The organism is Mycobacteroides franklinii, from assembly GCF_002013895.1.
GTDB classification, from domain to species: Bacteria; Actinomycetota; Actinomycetes; order Mycobacteriales; family Mycobacteriaceae; genus Mycobacterium; species Mycobacterium franklinii.
Map to the genome: position 1 here is coordinate 39,403 of NZ_MAFQ01000016.1, position 17,192 is coordinate 56,594.

At 65.9% G+C, this 17,192-nt stretch carries 16 protein-coding genes; 6 read left to right on the forward strand and 10 right to left on the reverse strand.

Annotated elements, in window-relative coordinates; translation table 11 throughout:
- Positions 1 to 6: 6 nt before the first annotated feature.
- Entirely contained in the window at positions 7 to 753 is a 747-nt protein-coding gene (locus B4393_RS23245; RefSeq protein WP_078336201.1) for a TSUP family transporter, read from the reverse strand.
- Positions 754 to 920: 167 nt separating this feature from the next.
- Here B4393_RS23245 and B4393_RS23250 point away from each other — a divergent pair, with 167 nt between their 5' ends.
- Entirely contained in the window at positions 921 to 1,469 is a 549-nt protein-coding gene (locus tag B4393_RS23250) for a pullulanase (RefSeq protein ID WP_078336152.1), read from the forward strand.
- Here the strand turns inward: B4393_RS23250 and B4393_RS23255 are convergent.
- The 3 genes from B4393_RS23255 to B4393_RS23265 are packed head-to-tail and all read right to left on the reverse strand — an operon-like array spanning position 1,437 to position 4,742.
- Positions 1,437 to 2,696, reverse strand: coding sequence for a phthiocerol/phthiodiolone dimycocerosyl transferase family protein (locus B4393_RS23255; RefSeq protein WP_413816164.1), 1,260 nt, complete (start codon positions 2,694 to 2,696; stop codon positions 1,437 to 1,439). The two genes, B4393_RS23250 and B4393_RS23255, sit on opposite strands and share 33 nt — an antisense overlap.
- Entirely contained in the window at positions 2,642 to 3,421 is a 780-nt protein-coding gene (locus tag B4393_RS23260; protein ID WP_078336153.1) for a TIGR03084 family metal-binding protein, read from the reverse strand. The genes B4393_RS23255 and B4393_RS23260 overlap by 55 nt, the downstream gene beginning before the upstream one ends.
- Entirely contained in the window at positions 3,405 to 4,742 is a 1,338-nt protein-coding gene (locus B4393_RS23265; protein WP_078336154.1) for an MFS transporter, read from the reverse strand. The genes B4393_RS23260 and B4393_RS23265 overlap by 17 nt, the downstream gene beginning before the upstream one ends.
- Before the next feature lie 129 nt (positions 4,743 to 4,871).
- Here B4393_RS23265 and B4393_RS23270 point away from each other — a divergent pair, with 129 nt between their 5' ends.
- The gene (locus B4393_RS23270) at positions 4,872 to 5,498 is read left to right on the forward strand and encodes a YqgE/AlgH family protein (RefSeq protein WP_070937691.1); all 627 of its coding nucleotides are present in this window, start codon (positions 4,872 to 4,874) and stop codon (positions 5,496 to 5,498) included.
- A gap of 2 nt (positions 5,499 to 5,500) precedes the next feature.
- Here B4393_RS23270 and B4393_RS23275 read toward each other — a convergent pair whose 3' ends face one another.
- The 4 genes from B4393_RS23275 to B4393_RS23290 all read right to left on the reverse strand — a co-directional run bounded on the left by B4393_RS23275 (position 5,501) and on the right by B4393_RS23290 (position 9,243).
- A complete protein-coding gene (locus tag B4393_RS23275) occupies positions 5,501 to 6,334 on the reverse strand; it encodes a DUF4393 domain-containing protein (RefSeq protein WP_070937692.1) in 834 nt (277 codons plus the stop codon).
- A 36-nt stretch (positions 6,335 to 6,370) separates the two neighbouring features.
- Positions 6,371 to 7,747, reverse strand: a complete 1,377-nt coding sequence (locus B4393_RS23280; RefSeq protein WP_078336203.1) for a DUF445 domain-containing protein — start codon at positions 7,745 to 7,747, stop codon at positions 6,371 to 6,373.
- 127 nt (positions 7,748 to 7,874) lie between these two features.
- On the reverse strand, positions 7,875 to 8,237 hold the full coding sequence (locus B4393_RS23285; protein WP_070937693.1) for a hypothetical protein: 363 nt from the start codon (positions 8,235 to 8,237) through the stop codon (positions 7,875 to 7,877).
- A gap of 40 nt (positions 8,238 to 8,277) precedes the next feature.
- On the reverse strand, positions 8,278 to 9,243 hold the full coding sequence (locus B4393_RS23290) for an LpqN/LpqT family lipoprotein (protein WP_078336155.1): 966 nt from the start codon (positions 9,241 to 9,243) through the stop codon (positions 8,278 to 8,280).
- Between the two features lie 235 nt (positions 9,244 to 9,478).
- On the opposite strand from B4393_RS23290, the gene leuS reads away from it, so the two are divergent.
- Positions 9,479 to 12,355 (forward strand): leucine--tRNA ligase, encoded by a 2,877-nt coding sequence (gene leuS / locus B4393_RS23300; RefSeq protein WP_078336156.1) that lies wholly within the window; start codon positions 9,479 to 9,481, stop codon positions 12,353 to 12,355.
- Here leuS and B4393_RS23305 read toward each other — a convergent pair.
- Positions 12,352 to 13,017 carry an SDR family oxidoreductase gene (locus B4393_RS23305; RefSeq protein ID WP_078336157.1) on the reverse strand — a complete coding sequence of 222 codons (666 nt, stop codon included), beginning with the start codon at positions 13,015 to 13,017 and terminating at the stop codon, positions 12,352 to 12,354. The genes leuS and B4393_RS23305 overlap by 4 nt on opposite strands.
- Before the next feature lie 120 nt (positions 13,018 to 13,137).
- Between B4393_RS23305 and ggh the strand changes: the two genes are divergently transcribed.
- Positions 13,138 to 14,478 (forward strand): glucosylglycerate hydrolase, encoded by a 1,341-nt coding sequence (gene ggh / locus B4393_RS23310; RefSeq protein ID WP_078336158.1) that lies wholly within the window; start codon positions 13,138 to 13,140, stop codon positions 14,476 to 14,478.
- 3 nt (positions 14,479 to 14,481) lie between these two features.
- Here the strand turns inward: ggh and B4393_RS23315 are convergent, their stop codons facing one another.
- The gene (locus B4393_RS23315) at positions 14,482 to 14,955 is read right to left on the reverse strand and encodes an Lrp/AsnC family transcriptional regulator (protein WP_070911577.1); all 474 of its coding nucleotides are present in this window, start codon (positions 14,953 to 14,955) and stop codon (positions 14,482 to 14,484) included.
- 165 nt (positions 14,956 to 15,120) lie between these two features.
- Between B4393_RS23315 and pdhA the strand changes: the two genes are divergently transcribed.
- A complete protein-coding gene (gene pdhA / locus B4393_RS23320; RefSeq protein WP_078336159.1) occupies positions 15,121 to 16,215 on the forward strand; it encodes a pyruvate dehydrogenase (acetyl-transferring) E1 component subunit alpha in 1,095 nt (364 codons plus the stop codon).
- Between the two features lie 11 nt (positions 16,216 to 16,226).
- Complete coding sequence (locus tag B4393_RS23325) at positions 16,227 to 17,186, forward strand: alpha-ketoacid dehydrogenase subunit beta (RefSeq protein ID WP_191988888.1); 960 nt, start codon at positions 16,227 to 16,229, stop codon at positions 17,184 to 17,186.
- The last annotated feature ends 6 nt before the right edge of the window (positions 17,187 to 17,192 follow it).

Sequence of the window (17,192 nt, forward strand, 5' to 3'; positions counted from 1 at the left end):
CCGGCGTCAGCCGAGCATGTCGTAGCCGAGCTTGCCCACCATCACCACGACGACCGCCAGCAGCACCACGCGGACAAAACCAGCCCCACGCCCGAGCGCCATATGCGCGCCCAGCTGGGCGCCGACGATGTTCGCGACGCCAAGGGCCAGGCCCAGCAGCCACAACACATGGCCCTGGGCGGCGAAGACGATGAGCGCCCCGACGTTGGTGCCCGAGTTGAGCACCTTGGCGGTGGCCGAGCTTTCCAGGAACGTCATCCCGGCGACGGCAGTCAACGTGATGATCATGAAGGTCCCCGTGCCCGGGCCCATGATGCCGTCGTAGAAGGCGATGACGACGGCGGCCACGGCGAGCGCGGTCAACGTGGTGGCCCTCGTGCGCGTGGAGCTGTGCTCGGCGGTGCCGAACCGGGGACGTGTCGCGACGAACACCCCCACCGCCACCAGCAGCACCAGCACCACCGGTTTGAAGACGGACACCGGTAGTCGCGAGGCGGTGTAGGCGCCGGCACTGGAGAAAGCCGCCGCGACGACGAAGGCTGCGGCCAGCGCACGCCAGTTCAGCGGTGTTCGGGGGAAGAGCCGAATGGCCGCCGACGCAGTGCCGGACAGTGCGGTGAGTTTGTTGGTCCCCAACGCGGTGGCGGGCACCATCCCGGGAAACACGAGCATGAGCACCGGGATGAGGACGAGGCCGCCGCCGCCCACCACCGCGTCGACCCAGCCGGCGGCGGAGGCAGCGGCCAGCAGCAGGGTGAGGGTAGGGGCATCCACGGGGTCAGAGATTACGGATGGAACCGAATTGCCGCCGTGTGCCTCCTACAGACATGAACCGATCTCAGCGCACGTTCTGTCTGCGTGGTTATCCACATGCCCCAAGAAGGCGGAACTCCCGGGATCGTCAGCGCCTCATATCGGGTATGGACTACTGCTTCGGTACGGGGGACGGAGTCGTCACCGCATGGGATGCGCCACCCAACGTCGACCTGGACGGCGATGGGGTGATGGACGCGGTGCGCCTCGACTTCGACGGTGACGGGCTGTTCGACGACATGATGTGGGATGCCGACGGCGACGGATCGGCGGATCACGCCGTCCTGGACGTCGACAACGACGGCAGGCCCGAGGCCTACTTCACCGATGATGGCCTGGGCACGTGGGCGTTTCACGTGGAACGAAGCGGATCGATCAGCTGGTTCGGTCTTGATGGCACCGAACACCCCGGCGGCACAGCCGATGTCGACGGGGACGGGAAGCCGGAGCAACTGTTGGATGCCGATGGCGATGGCCGTGCCGAACGAGCTTTCAGCACAACCGATTCAGGTAACTCTGTGTACGTCGACACGACCGGCGACGGTCGTTGGGACGCCGTGCTCACCGATGTTGACGGCGACGGTGTCGCGGACGCAGGCCGACCGGTGGGATCGCCGCGGCTGTCAGCGGAGAATCCGGTCGAAGGCTCGCCCTAGCGCGGCCGTCCACCCGAGGGTGGGGTCGGATTCGTCGGCCACCCAGGTGGGGTGATCGAGGCTGAGCCGTCCATCGCAGGTGGTGATGAAGAAGCTCGGGGGAAGTGTTGTGGCCCGCAACCGGATACGCCCGCCACGTACGGTGGCACGGAAGTCGTTCACGCGCAGCCCCTCCGGTAGATGCAGCGGAGGTATTCGGCCCCAGTTCGTGACCATGAGCGGGTTCTCGATGGACGGCTGATGCAGCGGTGCCGGGCGCAGAAATGCTTGGTGCACACTGTGATCCGCGAGGCCACCGGCCAGAGAATCCAGTACCGCGCGGGCCAGACGCGACGGGTCGTCATCGGGTGTGACGGCCAGAATCGCGGTATTGGCGCCTTGGATCACCGTTCCTTGCGCCGCGGTGATGGGTGCGCCGGTTCGTGTGCGCAGGTCCACCGATGACGTCAGGCCAAACGTGATCGGGTCCTGCGATTGTGAAAGTGCTTGAGCGGCCAGCAGGATCGCGGCACACACGACTCCGTGCACGGTGAGGCCCGCGGCGCGGGCGGCGTCGAACAAGCGCGTGGTCTGCTCGCGGCCGAGTCGGGTGCGCCCGTGCCGAACCACAACCGTCGCGTCGACCGTCGGCGCTGCTGGTGTCGCGGGGGGCGCGGGGGGCGCGCTGGGCGTGGATATGACGTACCCGCGCGCGGCGAGGAACTGCTCCAGTGACATCGCCAGGGGATGCGGGCGGGCGGTCCCGGCTGATCCCGTCTCGACCACGCGGGTGTAGAGCGAACACAGAACTTCCAGGTACGTCAGCCCGGCGCCCGCGTCGGCGATGCTGTGGTGGGTCAACAAGGTCAGGCGAAAGTCATTGCCGTCCTGGGCGGCATCGACGGCGCACACCGCGGTGGGGTCGACGATGGTGAAGCCAGACCGGGGTAGGGCGGTACACGCACCCAGCTGCAGCGCGGGCGGGTGGGGAAGGTGTGCAAGCACGTACCCGTGTCTGGCGGGCACGATCTGCGCGGACAGCACGGGGTAACTCGTCAGCAGCGCTCGAAAAGCCGTTGTCAGAGCATCGGTATCGAGCACGCCGGTGCCGAAGACCGAGTACGCCACGGTGCTGCGATTGCCCGCGAACAGCGCCTCCGAAGGATCGAGTGCACGGTCGAATGCCGCGAGGTTCACCCCCGGCCGGCGCCGGGCGGCCCGGCGAATGCCTGCGCGATGGACAGCCATTTCTCGGCGTCCTCGCCGGTGGCCCGCAGATCCAGTTCGGCGCGTGGGCGCCGTTGGGTCACCAGGTAGCAGAAGTCGAGCGCCGACCCGGTGACGCGTTGGGCGGCGTCTTCCGGCCCCCAGGTCCAGGTGCCGCCGCCGGGCCCGGTCAGCTCGACGCGGAACGGTTCGGCGGGAGGGGTCAGTGAATGCACCGTGTACGCATAGTTCCTAGTTCGAACACCCAGGTGCGCAATGGATTTCAGTCGTGCGCTGGGTGTGGGGACCACGCCGAGCGCGTCGGCGACGTCGAGTGCGTGGGCCCAGGTTTCCATCAAGCGGGCGGTGCCCATGGAGGCAGAGCTCATGGGCGGCCCGTACCAGGGGATCTTAACCCCGTCCGGTACGTCGCGCAGTGCCGCATGCAGCTGATTGCGGGTATCGCGCCAACGGGTGAGTAGCTCGGCGGGCGGTATCTGCGCGGTCTCCTCGGCGGCCTTGTCCACAAACCCGAACGGGTCGGCCATCGCCTTGGGCAGCTCATTGGCGAAGCCCTCGGGATCGGTGACCGCCAGCAGCGACTGCGCGTCGGTCCAATGCAGATGGGCGATCTGGTGGGCGATGGTCCAGCCCGCCGCGGGTGTGTCCCGGGCCCAGCCGTCGTCGGGCAGCGGTGCCACCAGGGCGTCGAGTCCATCGCTCTCGTCACGCAGGTCGTCGATGACTGCGTCAGCGGTCGAGGTCACGGGGTTGTCCTTCCGGGTCGGGCTGGTTGGGCTGGGTGGGCAGAGACCCACTGTCTGGCGGGCTGGGCCAGAGGGTTCGCGTCATGTGCACGATCAGTCCGATCAAGTAGATCACCGCGCCGGAGAAGGCTAGCCAATGCGCGTGGGTGATGAAGGCGGCGCCGACGGCCATCGCCCCGGTGAAGGTGACCCAGAACAGCGAGTCCTGCACCGCGAAAACGTGTCCACGCAGGGCGTCGTCGACGTCGGTCTGCATACCGACATCGGCGCACAGTTTGATGACCTGTCCCGCCATCCCGAGCCCGAACGCGGCGGCCAACAGGATGGGAATGTACAAACCCGAGGCAATCAATTGCAGGACAACCGCGCCGCCGAGTGCCATCCCGAGAGTGCGTCCGCGACCGAACCGCCGCAGCAGGGCCGGGGTAGAGACCGTCCCCAGGAATGAGCCGATGCCGGTGCAGGCCAGGAACAATGCCGCGGCGCCGATGCCGGCGAACAGCGACTCGGTATTGCGCACCAGCACAAGGACCAGCAGGGTGTTGACGCCGAACACCATCCGGTGCGCGGCCAACCCGATGAGGGCGTCGAACACCGATGGTGTGCCGACGATGGTGCGCGCGCCATGCAGCCAGCCGGTCGCCACGGCGTAGAAGGCCGAACCGTGTACCGCGCGCACGCTGTCATCGGGGCCCAACCGGTCGCCGGGAAATCCGGACGCCACCCACGCCGCAGCCGTCGCCGGCACGATCACCAGGAAAATGACTGTGGCAGAACCCAAATCACCGGCACCGAACACCGCCCGCAGCATCAGCATGAAGTTGGCGCCGATAAATGTGGCCGAGGCGCCCACCGCGGTGGCCACCGAGTTCATGGTGGCGACCTGGTCGCGCGGCACCACGTGGGGGAGGGCCGCCGACAGGCCCGATGTGACGAAGCGGGTGACCCCGTTGACGACCAGCGCACCCAGCAGCAGCACCACATCGTCGGCGCCGAGTGCCAGTTCGATGCCGACGAGGGCCACCAGCAGTACCCGAATCAGGTTGGCACCGATCAGCACCATGCGGCGGTCCCAGCGGTCCAGCAGCGCACCGGCAAACGGACCGATCGCCGAGTACGGCAGGAAAAGCACGGCGAAGGCTCCGGCGATGGCCCACGGCTCGGCTTCACGTTCCGGATTGAACAACAGCGCGCCCGCCAGGCCGGCCTGGAAGAGGCCGTCGCTGAATTGGGTCAGGAGCCGCACCCACACCAGCCGCCGGAAGTCGGGCAGATCCTGAATCGCGTGCCACAGGCTCAGCGGCGAGTGGCGCGCAGTCATGGGAGTCGCTTTCGTATGTCGGGAAACGGGCTACAGGAAGGAGGCGAAGTACTTAACGCCCACACTACAAATGTGTAGCGGTTGGTCGAGCACAAGTCATGAAACGGCAAACGGTGTCATGATGTTGAGGTGGCGCACGGGGACGAGCCTGATGAGGGCGAGGCATATAGCGAGGGCTACATGGCACCGCCCGCACATCGCCTGCGGGCGGGCACTCTGCTGGTCGCCAACACCAACCTCTTCGAACCGACTTTTCGGCGCAGCGTGATCTTCATTATCGAACACAATGACGGTGGAACCCTGGGCGTGGTGCTCAACCGCCCCAGTGAGACCGCGGTGTACAACGTGCTGCCGCAGTGGGCCAAACTCGTCGGCAAGCCCAAGACCATGTTCATCGGCGGGCCGGTCAAACGAGATGCGGCGCTGTGCCTGGCGACCCTGCGGGCCGGGGTCAGCGTCGAGGGTGTCAAGGGTCTGCGCCATGTGGCGGGCCGAATGGCCATGGTCGATCTGGATGCCGAGCCCGAGGACATCGCCCCGCTGGTGGAGGGTGTCAGGGTCTTCGCGGGCTACTCGGGCTGGACCATCGGTCAGCTCGAGGGAGAGGTTGAGCGCGACGACTGGATCGTGCTGTCCGCGCTGCCGTCCGATGTGCTGACCGACGTGCGCCAGGATCTGTGGGCCAAGGTGCTGCGCCGGCAGCCGCTGCCGCTGTCGTTGTTGGCGACGCACCCCATCGACGTCAGCCGCAACTAGACCTACAGGTCGTCGCCCACCGACGGATCGGTGGGAATGACGGCCCGGCAGAAGTCCTCGCCAAAAGGCGTCAAGTGGACGCTGCGGCGCACCGTCTTGTGTGCGCGGCCCGCACGGCGGCACGCCGCAACCACGTCGGGTTGCACCTCGAGTACCTGATAGCGTTCGGCCGCAACCGCTTCCGGAGATGCGCGGACCAGGCCGAGGCGTACCAGATTGTTGGTGTACGCGTTGTTGCGATCGGTGTAGCGGCAGCCGGAGCGCTCGGCGACCATGGACAGCCCCTCGGCGATCATCTCCGAGCCGACGTCGAACGGACGGCTGGTGCGCACATCCACCACCGGCTGCGCGCCGTGCGCGGCCAGGAACCGCAGGATGCGTGCCTCGTCGGGAGCCAGCTGGTTGATAATCCGGGCGTACGCCGGGTGGGTGTCCTCGACGTCGGTGACGTCGGCCGAACGGCGCAGCAATTCCGCTCCGCGGCGGCGTAATTCATCTCCGTCGAGGCTGCCCGATTCGGTGATGTCGATGGTGACGCGTGAGGGGACGGGCTTTTGCGGTTTGGTGATCGTCAGCCCTGAGGCATCGCTGGGCAGCTGCAGCGCATCGCGAACGGCGCCCAGGACGTGCTCGGTCGCCGAGAGGGCGATGTCGGTGGCGGACCGGCCGGCCCGCACGTCGTCGATGATCTTGGTGCCCGTGGTGGTGGCGATATCGGCCGACCACTTGACGCCGCGCCACCAGGTCTTCGCTGCCAGCATGGCGACCCCTTGGACCACGCGATCAGGCCGGAGCTCACGATTGTTGTGCGCGGGGACGGGCGTGTTATTGGTCATCGGGCATCATCTTGTCAGGTCGGTTCCGGGCACGTGTCAGCCCGCTGGCGGGAAGATGAGTAGGTGCGCGAGGCCGCCGGCGGCACCCAGAACCGCGCCGTGCACGAACAGCAACCACTCGTCTTGTTTGACCGCGGAGCGCAGCAGTTCGTTGAAGTCGTCGAGTGAGAGCTTGTGCATCTGGGTGGAGACGAAGGCGCCGATCTTGCCCTGGCGCTGCTTGTTGAACTCCGGATCGGAAAACGCAAGGGGCGCAAAGCCGGTTGCCTCGATGGTGACCGATTCGGTGATCTGGTCGTATTGGCGCCGGCCGACGGCTACCCGAATGGCGCGACGAGCGGGCCCCAGCGCCTGCTCCAGGGCCGGGCGGATCCCGTCGGCCAGCATCTGCCGAGTGCGATCCGAGCGCGGCCCGTTGAGCATCTCGTTGCCGATGTTCTCCAGGGTGATGACGTTCTCGGAGATGGTGCGCGCGTATTCCTCGGAGATCTCCGACTTGCGTTTGATGAACAGACCTTGACGCCACGGCACCCACTTGTTGGGGTGCACGGGTTCGAAGATCATGGTGATGCCGAGGTAGTTGACGATGTATCCGATGATCACGCCGCCGAGCGGAAGCACGATCCACGGTGTCCACCAATGATGTGGAACGGAATGCAGGATCGCGACGAGCACGAAACCCATGGGATAGCCGAAATAGAAGCCGAAGTTCTGCATGAATTGCAGCTCTTTATGTCCCATGGTTCGGAAGATGTCGTTCAGCAGCTTGGGATGCGCGGTGAGATACCGGATGATCATCAGCTTGGCGTCGACCAGCTGGCCGATGTTCTCGCCGATCTGATCGGTCATGTTCTTGACGATCTGCGGCAACTGGTTCTCGATGCGCTTGAACATCATTTCCCGCAGCGCCGGGGGCAGGTTGTGCCACAGCTGAGGGTCCTCGCGCTCCATGATTTTGGTGATGACGCTGCGAATCTCCGATTTGGCAATCAGCGCAAGGTGATTGGCGATGAGATCGGGCTCGAGCTGCTCGTAGAAGTCCGAGATACTGCCCAGCTTGGCCAGGCTTTTGTCGACGGCGATGCTGGCCATCTTCTCCGCGCGTGAGGGCACGATGCCCTGCCATCCGAACCGGCCATCGGAGGTGATCGCCGGGATCACCTGCACGCGCCGCGGCAGGAACGCATACAGCGTGCGCAGTCCGGGGATGCGCCAGCCGTAGAAACGCAAGGGCGCGAACAGCATCAGCACGCCGGTCCAGTTGGTGATGTACCCGATGATGCCGGTGAACAGCGGCACGGTGAGCAGGTCGACGATCAGTTGATCGTCGCGATAGATGTACGTGGCAATGCCGGACACGACGGTGAGGACGCCAACGAGGATGAACTTCACCATCTGCTTGGTGTCTTTCACGGCTCCCTTTCTGACCACACCCGTTGACGAGTGTCCGGAAACATAACACCAAAAAAGGGGCCCACATGGGCGAATACGGCTCACATTCCGGCGAGGTCGCGGCCGCCGTGTCTAAAGATTGGACATGTCAGGGTTGCGCGCACACCGACGAGTCTCTGCGGCCCGCGCTCGGGCATCCGCCACAGGAACTGCCGCAGCCGCCCGAGGACGACATCTGTTGTGCGGCCGTGGTGTATTGGGCGACCTGCCAGGCCGCCGCACCCACCGTCACGACGGCGGCGACACCACACACCACCAGCCCCACCAAACCGATTGTGGCAGGGCCGAATAGCGCCGCAAGGGCGCCCGGCACCAGGATCACCGCGGCCGCGGCCTGTGCGGGTGCCAGCATCCGCTGGGGGCTACCGTGCGGCGCCCGCAGGAATGCCAGCGCCGACAGCGCAGCCAGCAACCCGGCAAGGGCGACGGTCACGATGGCGGCGATCAGCACCCGCTCAGTTTAAAGGGTGTCGGATTGGTGTTTGAAATGGTTATGCCGCGGGCGGCGCCGGTGGCGCCAACGGAGGCAAGGTGGGCAGGGGTGGCAGGCCCGGGATCCCGGGCGCCGGCGAAGCCGGCGCGTTGGGGTCTGCGGGAGCAGGAGCCCCCGGAACAGGTGTGACGGGCGCACCGGGCACGGCGTCGGGATCGGCGAGCGCATTCGGATCGGCGACCGGGGCGGTGACCGGGGCGGCATCGCCGAAGCGCAGTCCGTTGACGATCAGGTCCGTGGCGGGGGCTTCGGCGATGGCGTTACCGACGGTGGTGGTGACGGCCAGCTGGACCAGGAAGCGGTCCTTGCCCTGCGTGATGATCACGGAGCGGCGTGAGGTGTTGAGGGTTTCGCCGTCCTGACGGAAGGTGCCTTCCACGATGGAGGACGGGAAGCCCTGATAGGTGACCACCGACGCGTCGGTCGGTTGCCAGCCCTGCAGCGCCTTGACCTCGACGGGGCCATGCGAGACGGCCTCGTTGGTGTCGAACTCGCCGACCAGCTTGCTCATGGTGACCTGTGCGTTGGACTGGTAGATCCCGGTGCCGTTGGCCTTGCTGACAATCACTTGGTACGCGTTGGGGACATTGGGGTCCGGCACGTTGGCCCAGTTGTTCGGAATCGGGATGCTGATGCGCGGCACCCCGTGGCTGCTCTTGGACAGCGGCTCCACCTTGACGTTCTTGGCGGCGAAGAACTCGGTGAGGGTGCCGTCGGTGGCGGGCGCGACCCCGCCGATCGGCGCGGACGGCTGCAGGGGATTCGTCGATGCCGTGGGGGCCACAGCAGGCGCCGGCGCGGCGTTCGGGGCCGGTGCGACGGCGGCGTTGGGAGTGGCCGCCGGCACCGGAGGTGCGGGTGCCGGTTGCGGGTCCGCCATCGCTACGGCGGCAGTCCCGGCGAGCAATGCCGCGACGGAGGCCGTGGCCGCCGCTAATCTGACTGAATACCGTATGGTCGTCACCTTCTATGTCCTTCCGGCTCTGTCCAGTGCGTCGTGTGAGGTTGTGGCGACAACGAAGAACGCTGACGGCGTCGACAGACGTTCGCTCGGTTGTGGCGGTCCTGAAGGTAGTGAGCGTGGCTGAGAAACCACCCCGGACACCCCCGGAAGTGGCCGGATTGTGACCAGAGTGATTAACTCCTGTCGCCAAAGCGGCGATTTCTGTTCGCTGACCAGCCACCTTTACCCTTGAAGCGTGACTGAAACCGAGCAGGACGCCGGCAGAGCTAGTGAGGAAGCCGCTGAATTCCCCACGCATCGCTACACCGCGCAGCTCGCCGGGCAGATCGAGAGCCGTTGGCAGCAGGCCTGGACCGACCGGGGCACGTTCCATGTGCCGAACCCGGTGGGATCGCTGGCTCCGGCGGACGGCACCCCGATTCCGGTCGACAAGATGTTCGTCCAGGACATGTTCCCGTACCCGTCGGGCGACGGACTGCATGTGGGTCACCCGCTTGGATACATCGCGACGGACGTCTACGCCCGCTTTCACCGGATGCGGGGGGCCAACGTGCTGCACGCGCTGGGGTTCGACGCGTTCGGGTTGCCTGCCGAGCAGTACGCGGTGCAGACCGGCACGCATCCGCGGGTGCGCACCGAGGCCAACATCGTCAACTACAAGCGGCAGCTGGGACGGCTGGGCCTGGGCCACGACTCGCGTCGCAGCTTCGCCACCACCGATGTCGACTTCTACAAGTGGACGCAGTGGATCTTCCTGCAGATCTACAACGCCTGGTACGACGAGCAGGCCCACCGCGCGCGGCCCATTCAGGAGCTGATCGCCGAGTTTGAATCCGGTGCGCGCACTCCCGCCGACGGCACGGTGTGGGCGCAGCTGAGTGCCGGCGCACGCGCAGATCTCGTTGACTCGTATCGCCTGGTTTACCAATCGGACTCGGTGGTCAACTGGTGTCCCGGGTTGGGCACCGTGCTGGCCAACGAGGAGGTGACCTCGGACGGCCGCAGCGAGCGCGGCAACTTCCCGGTGTTTCGTAAGCGATTGCGGCAGTGGATGATGCGTATCACCGCGTACTCCGACCGGCTGATCGACGACCTGGATGTCCTGGACTGGCCCGAGAAGGTCAAGACCATGCAGCGCAACTGGATTGGCCGTTCGCAGGGCGCGTCGGTGTTGTTCGCGGTGGACGGCGCGGGCGGCCCCGCCGATATCGAGGTGTTCACCACCCGGCCCGACACGCTCTTCGGCGCCACCTACATGGTGTTGGCTCCCGAGCACCCGCTGGTGGACGCGCTGGCGGTAGACGCCTGGCCCCAGGGAACCGATGCGCGCTGGACGGGCGGACAGGACTCGCCGCGCGCGGCGATCGAGCAGTACCGCCGTTCCATCGCTGCCAAGAGCGACCTGGAACGTCAAGAGAACAAAGAGAAGACGGGCGTCTTCACCGGTGCCTACGCCACCAACCCGGTGAGCGGTAGTCAGGTGCCGGTCTTCATCGCCGACTACGTGCTGCTGGGCTACGGCACCGGTGCCATCATGGCGGTGCCCGGGCACGACCCGCGTGACTGGGATTTCGCGAATGCCTTCGGTTTGCCGGTGCGGGAAGTGATTTCCGGCGGCGATATCACCGAGGCCGCCTACACGGGCGATGGCGTGTTGGTGAACTCCGACTACCTGGACGGGCTCGATGTCGACGCCGCCAAGGTCGAGGTGACACGCCGGCTGGTCAAGGACGGACGCGGCGAATCGCGTATCGAATACAAGCTGCGCGATTGGCTCTTTGCGCGCCAGCGGTATTGGGGCGAGCCTTTCCCGATCGTTTATGGCGAGGACGGGCGACCACGCGCGCTGGGCGAGAATCTGTTGCCCGTCGAACTGCCCGAGGTCGAGGACTACGCACCGGTTTCCTTCGATCCGGAGGACGCGTCATCCGAGCCGTCGCCACCGTTGTCCAAGGCCGCCGACTGGGTGAACGTCGAGCTGGACCTGGGCGATGGGCTCAAGCACTACACGCGCGACACCAATGTGATGCCACAGTGGGCGGGCAGCTCCTGGTACGAGCTGCGTTACGCCGATCCCGATAATGCGGAAGCCTTCTGCGACAAGGAGAACGAGGCGTACTGGTTGGGTCCGCGTCCGGCCGAGCACGGTCCGAATGATCCGGGCGGTGTCGATCTGTATGTCGGCGGCATGGAGCACGCCGTGCTGCACCTGCTGTACTCGAGGTTCTGGCACAAGGTTCTCTACGACCTCGGGCATGTCAGCTCTCGCGAGCCGTACCGGCGGCTGCTGAACCAGGGCTACATCCAGGCCCACGCCTATACGGACTCGCGCGGCATGTACGTCCCGGCCGCCGAGGTGGTCGAGGAGAACGGAAAGTTCTTCTATCAGGGCGCGGAGGTGAAGCAGGAGTTCGGCAAGATTGGAAAGAGCCTCAAGAATTCGATCTCACCGGACGACATCTGCGACAACTACGGTGCCGATACCCTGCGTGTGTACGAAATGTCGATGGGTCCGCTGGAGCTTTCTCGGCCCTGGGCGACAAAGGATGTCGTCGGTGCGCACCGCTTCTTGCAGCGGGCGTGGCGGGCGGTGGTCGATGAGGAGACCGGCAAGATCCGCGTTACCTCGGACGAGCTGACCAGCGAGGACACCCTGCGGGCGTTGCACAAGACGATCGCCGGGGTAACCGAAGACTATGCGGCTCTGCGCAATAACACCGCGGCGGCCAAGCTGATCGAGTACACGAATCACCTGACCAAGGAGTATCCCGAGGGCGCCCCGCGGGCCGCGGTGGAGCCACTGGTGCTCATGCTGGCACCGCTGGCCCCGCACCTGTCCGAGGAGCTGTGGAGCCAGCTGGGCAGCGAGGTGTCGCTGGCCCACGGACCCTTCCCGGAGTCCGACGAGCGCTGGCTGGTGGCCGACACGGTGGAGTACCCGATTCAGGTCAACGGCAAGGTGCGTGGCCGCATCACGGTGGCCGTCGATGCGCCGAAGGGCGATATCGAGGCCGCGGCGCTTGCCGAGGAGAAGGTGCTGGAGTTCCTGGCGGGTGCGACCCCGAAGAAGGTCATCGTGGTGCCGGGCCGCATGGTGAATCTGGTCGTCTAGTTCTGCCGCACCACGATGTGGTGCACCCGTGCGTCGCGCGGCAGATTCACGGCGTCGGCGACCAGCTGCGCAACGGACTCGGGGCGCATGTACTCGTTCGGGTTGTACTCGCGCCCTTCATGTTCGGTGAGTTCCTGCTGCATCGGTGTGCTGATCCGGCCGGGATGTACCGAGGTCACCCGGAGCGTCGGTTCCTCGGCGCGCAGTACGTCGGCGAATCCACGCAGCGCGAACTTGCTCGCTGAGTACGAGCCGATGCCCGGGTGCGCGTTGATCCCCGCGCCGGAGTTGATGAACACCACGTCGCCCTGTGCCGCCCGCAGCGCGGGAAGCAGGGCTTGGGTCAGCGCGACGGGGGCCAACACGTTGACATCGAAGGTCTTTCGCCAATCGGACAGGCTGGAGTCGGCGATCGTCGCGGGGTAGGAGACGCCGGCGTTGTGCACCAGCACGTCGAGCGTGTCGATGTTGGCGACGGCCGCGACCACCGCGTTCTCGTCGCCCAGGTCCACCGGCCATGCGGTGGCGTCCAACTCGGCGGCCAGCGTATCCAGCCGCGCGGATGGCCGACCGCCCAGCAGCAGGCTGTGGGTGGGGGCGAGAGCGCGGGCAATGGCGGAACCAAGACCTCCGGCGGCACCGGTGATGAGAGCGTGCGGCATGTGCGTCACGTTAGCTCCCGTGCGCCGAAAGTCGACTTTTGGTGGCCTTTACTCGCACTTTCGCACCAAAAGTCGACTTTCGGCGAGAGGGAATGGCCAGGCACACCGCACAATGGACGGATGCCGTCCCACCCGATGTTCACCCCCACGCAGCTGGCCGCACGCGCGGCGTACCTGCTCAGGGGAAATGACCGGGGAACCATGACCAGTGCCGCACCCAAGCTTTACCCGCACATGTGGAGCTGGGACGCCGCCTTTGTCGCGGTGGGGCTGGCACCACTGAGCGTCGAACGGGCCGTCACCGAGCTGGACACCTTGCTCTCGGCGCAATGGGCCAACGGGATGATCCCGCACATTGTCTTCGCCAACGGGGTCGACGGATATTTCCCGGGGCCCGCCCGCTGGCAGACCTCCGAGCTGGCAGTGAACGCGCCGTCGGGGCATCAGACGTCGGGTATCACCCAGCCGCCCGTGCATGCCATCGCAGTGCAACGCATCCTCGATCACGCACGTCGCCGGGGCCGCAGCGCCCGGGGTGTGGCCGAGGCGTTCCTTGATCGGCGCTGGGCCGATTTGATGCGTTGGCACCGCTGGCTGGCCGAGACTCGGGACCAGAACCAGCACGGCCGAATCACCCTGTACCACGGGTGGGAATCGGGCATGGACAATTCGCCGCGTTGGGACGCGGCCTACGCCAACGTTGTACCGGGCGTCCTTCCGGCTTACACGCGCGAGGACACGACCATCGTGACCGATCCTTCGCAGCGACCCAAGGATGCCGAGTACGACGTGTATCTGTGGCTGCTGGAAGAGATGAAATCGGTGCGCTACGACGATGCGCGGTTACCCGACGCGATGAGCTTCGCGATGGAGGACGTCTTCGTTTCGGCGATCTTCTCGGTGGCCTGCGAGGTGCTGGCCACCATCGGTGAGGAGCATGCCCGCCCACGTGCCGATGTGCGTGAACTGCACGGCTGGGCTGAGCGCTTCCGGCAGGGCGTTCTCGATACCACCGAGGAACGCAGCGGTGCGGCAAGAGATTTCGATGTCAAGACCGGTAAGTGGGTTGCCACCGACACGGTGGCGGTGTTCGCGCCGTTGCTGTCTGGCGGTCTGCCGCGCCCGCAGGAGCTGGTACTGCTGAGACTGTTGGAGGGTCCCCGATTCTGTGGCCATCCCGATCTGCGATACGCGCTGGTGCCCTCGACATCGCCGGTCTCGCGGGACTTTCGTCCGCGCGAATACTGGCGGGGCCCGGTCTGGCCGGTGCTCACCTGGCTGTTCTGTTGGGCCTTCGAGCGGCGTGGCTGGAGTGAGCGCGCATTCCTGTTGCGGCAGGAGGGATTACGGCAGGCGGGGGACGGTTCGTTCGCGGAGTACTACGAGCCGTTTACCGGTGCGCCCTTGGGAAGCATGCAGCAATCCTGGACGGCCGCAGCGGTTTTGGACTGGTTGGGCTAGGCCTTACTCCTGCCCGGCGAGGCGTCGCAGCAGTGGCGTCATCCGGAACGCCACCAGCTCGTGCATGGCAATGGCAATCGAGGTGCGGGTGATGCCGGGGATATCGAGAATGTTCCCAGCGATCCGGTAGAGGTCGTCGCTGTCGACGGCGACCACCTTGATCATCAGGTCGTCGGCACCCGCCAGGCCGTGGACCTGTACCACCTCCGGCACGTCGGCCAGTGCCACCCCGATGGCTGCGAGCTGGTGTTGGTCGATGCGCGCGGTGACGTAAGCCGTCATCGGATAGCCCATCGCGCGCGGCACGATTTGATGGTCGATCCCGGCCAGGGCCTCGTGCTGATCCCAGCGGGTGAGCCGCGCCTGCACGGTGTTGCGGGACAGATTCAGTCGCTGCGCCAGCTCCACGCCGGATGCGCGGGGGGTTTGCGTGAGTGCCAATAACAACTTCGCATCGGTGGCATCCAGAGTGGTCATAGCGCGCAGTATCGCACAGTATGTGACCCAAGATATGGGCAGAATGCTCAATCCGACACGTATCAGTTGCGCAGTATGACTATCTGTTGCACTGTGAATCATGACACACCCACAAGGTGACGGTCATGGACATGCGGTGCAACCCATCGTTAGCGAGGGCAGGTTATGGAGACCATCCAGCTCCTTGATCCGGACGGCAACCGGATCGAGAATTCCGAGTACGCGCCGCTGGTCAGCGACATCCTCGACGAGGAAGACCTGGCCGCTCTGAGGGCGCTGTACGAGGACATGGTGGTGGTCCGCCGCATCGATAACGAGGCCACGGCCCTACAGCGTCAGGGCGAGCTCGCGCTGTGGGCGCCGCTGCTGGGCCAGGAGGCCGCGCAGGTCGGGTCGGCCCGCGCGCTGGAGCACGATGACTTCGCGTTCACCAGCTTCCGCGAGCACGGCGTCGCCTACTGTCGCGGCGTCGAGCCCACCGCGATGCTCCAGTTCTGGCGCGGTTCAACGCAATCGGGCTGGAATCCGCGAGAGCACAACATCACCGCGCCCGCGATCATCGTCGGCGCGCAGTCCCTGCATGCCACCGGATACGCGATGGGCGTGAAGTTCGACGGATCGGACACCGCGGTCATCGCCTACTTCGGCGATGGCGCCACCAGCCAGGGGGACGTCTCCGAGGCATTCGCCTTTGCGTCGAGTTTCGGTGCACCCGTTGTCTTCTTCTGTCAGAACAATCAGTGGGCCATCAGCGAGCCCGTCCGGGTGCAGAGCCATCTGCCGCTGGCCGCCCGGGGCACCGGGTTCGGCGTCCCGGGAATTCAGGTCGACGGCAACGATGTGCTTGCCGTGATGGCCGCGACCCGCTGGGCGCTGCGGCGCGCCCGTGAGGGCAGTGGTCCGACCCTCATCGAGGCCGTCACCTACCGGATGGGGCCGCACACCACCTCGGATGACCCGACCAAGTACCGCAATGCCGCAGAACTCGATGAATGGCGGGCCAAGGATCCGCTGGCCCGGGTCGAAAAGTACTTGGAGAGCCGCGGAGGGTTGAGCGAATCGGAGAAGGAGCGCATTGCCGCGAAGGCCGACGAGGTGGCCGCGGAGCTGCGCGCCGGATGCCTCGGCACGATCGAGCCGACCGCCGCGGACATGTTCAACCATGTGTACGCAGAACCGCATTCGCTTGTCGCCGCGGAGCGGCGCGACTACCTGGAATACCTGGCCAGTTTTGAGAGCGAAGGGACTTACGCATCATGACCAGAATGACCATGTCCGGTGCCCTGAACGCGGGCTTGCGTGCGGCGTTGGAGGACGACGACAAGGTGATCGTCATGGGCGAGGATGTCGGCAAGCTCGGCGGCGTCTTCCGGGTCACCGACGGGCTGCAGAAGGATTTCGGTGACCACCGGGTCATCGACACTCCGCTCGCCGAGTCCGGAATCATCGGAACAGCTGTCGGTTTGGCCATGCGTGGATACCGCCCGGTCTGCGAGATCCAGTTCGACGGATTCGTGTACCCGGCCTTTGATCAGATCGTCAGCCAGGTGGCCAAGCTGCACTACCGCACCAAGGGCGCGGTAGGGATGCCGCTCACCATCCGGATCCCGTTCGGCGGTGGAATCGGTGCGGTAGAGCACCATTCGGAGTCGCCGGAGGCGTACTTCGCGCATACCGCCGGGCTGCGCGTGGTGTCGTGCAGCTCACCGCAGGATGCCTACGACATGATCCGCCAATCGGTCGCGTGCGATGACCCGGTGGTCTTCTTCGAGCCCAAGCGGCGTTACTGGGAGAAGGATGAGGTTGATACCGCGCTCACCCCGCTCCCGCTGGGTACGGCACGTATTGTCCGAGCCGGCACCGCGGCCACCGTCGCCGCCTACGGACCGATGGTGGCCGTCGCCAAAGTGGCCGCGGAAATGGCTGCCGCGGAGGGTATGTCCATCGAGGTGGTAGACCTGCGTTCCCTCTCGCCCGTCGACTTCGACACCCTGGAGGCGTCGGTACGTAAGACCGGACGGCTGGTGGTAGTCCACGAGGCCTCGGTGTTCATGGGATTGGGCGCCGAGATCGCTGCACGCATCACCGAGCGGTGCTTCTATCACCTGGAGGCTCCCGTACTGCGGGTCGGCGGCTTCGCACTTCCGTACCCGGCCAACAAGGTGGAACATCACTACCTGCCCGATGCAGAGCGGGTGATGGACGCCGTCGACCGCGCCATCGCCGCGTAGAAGAGG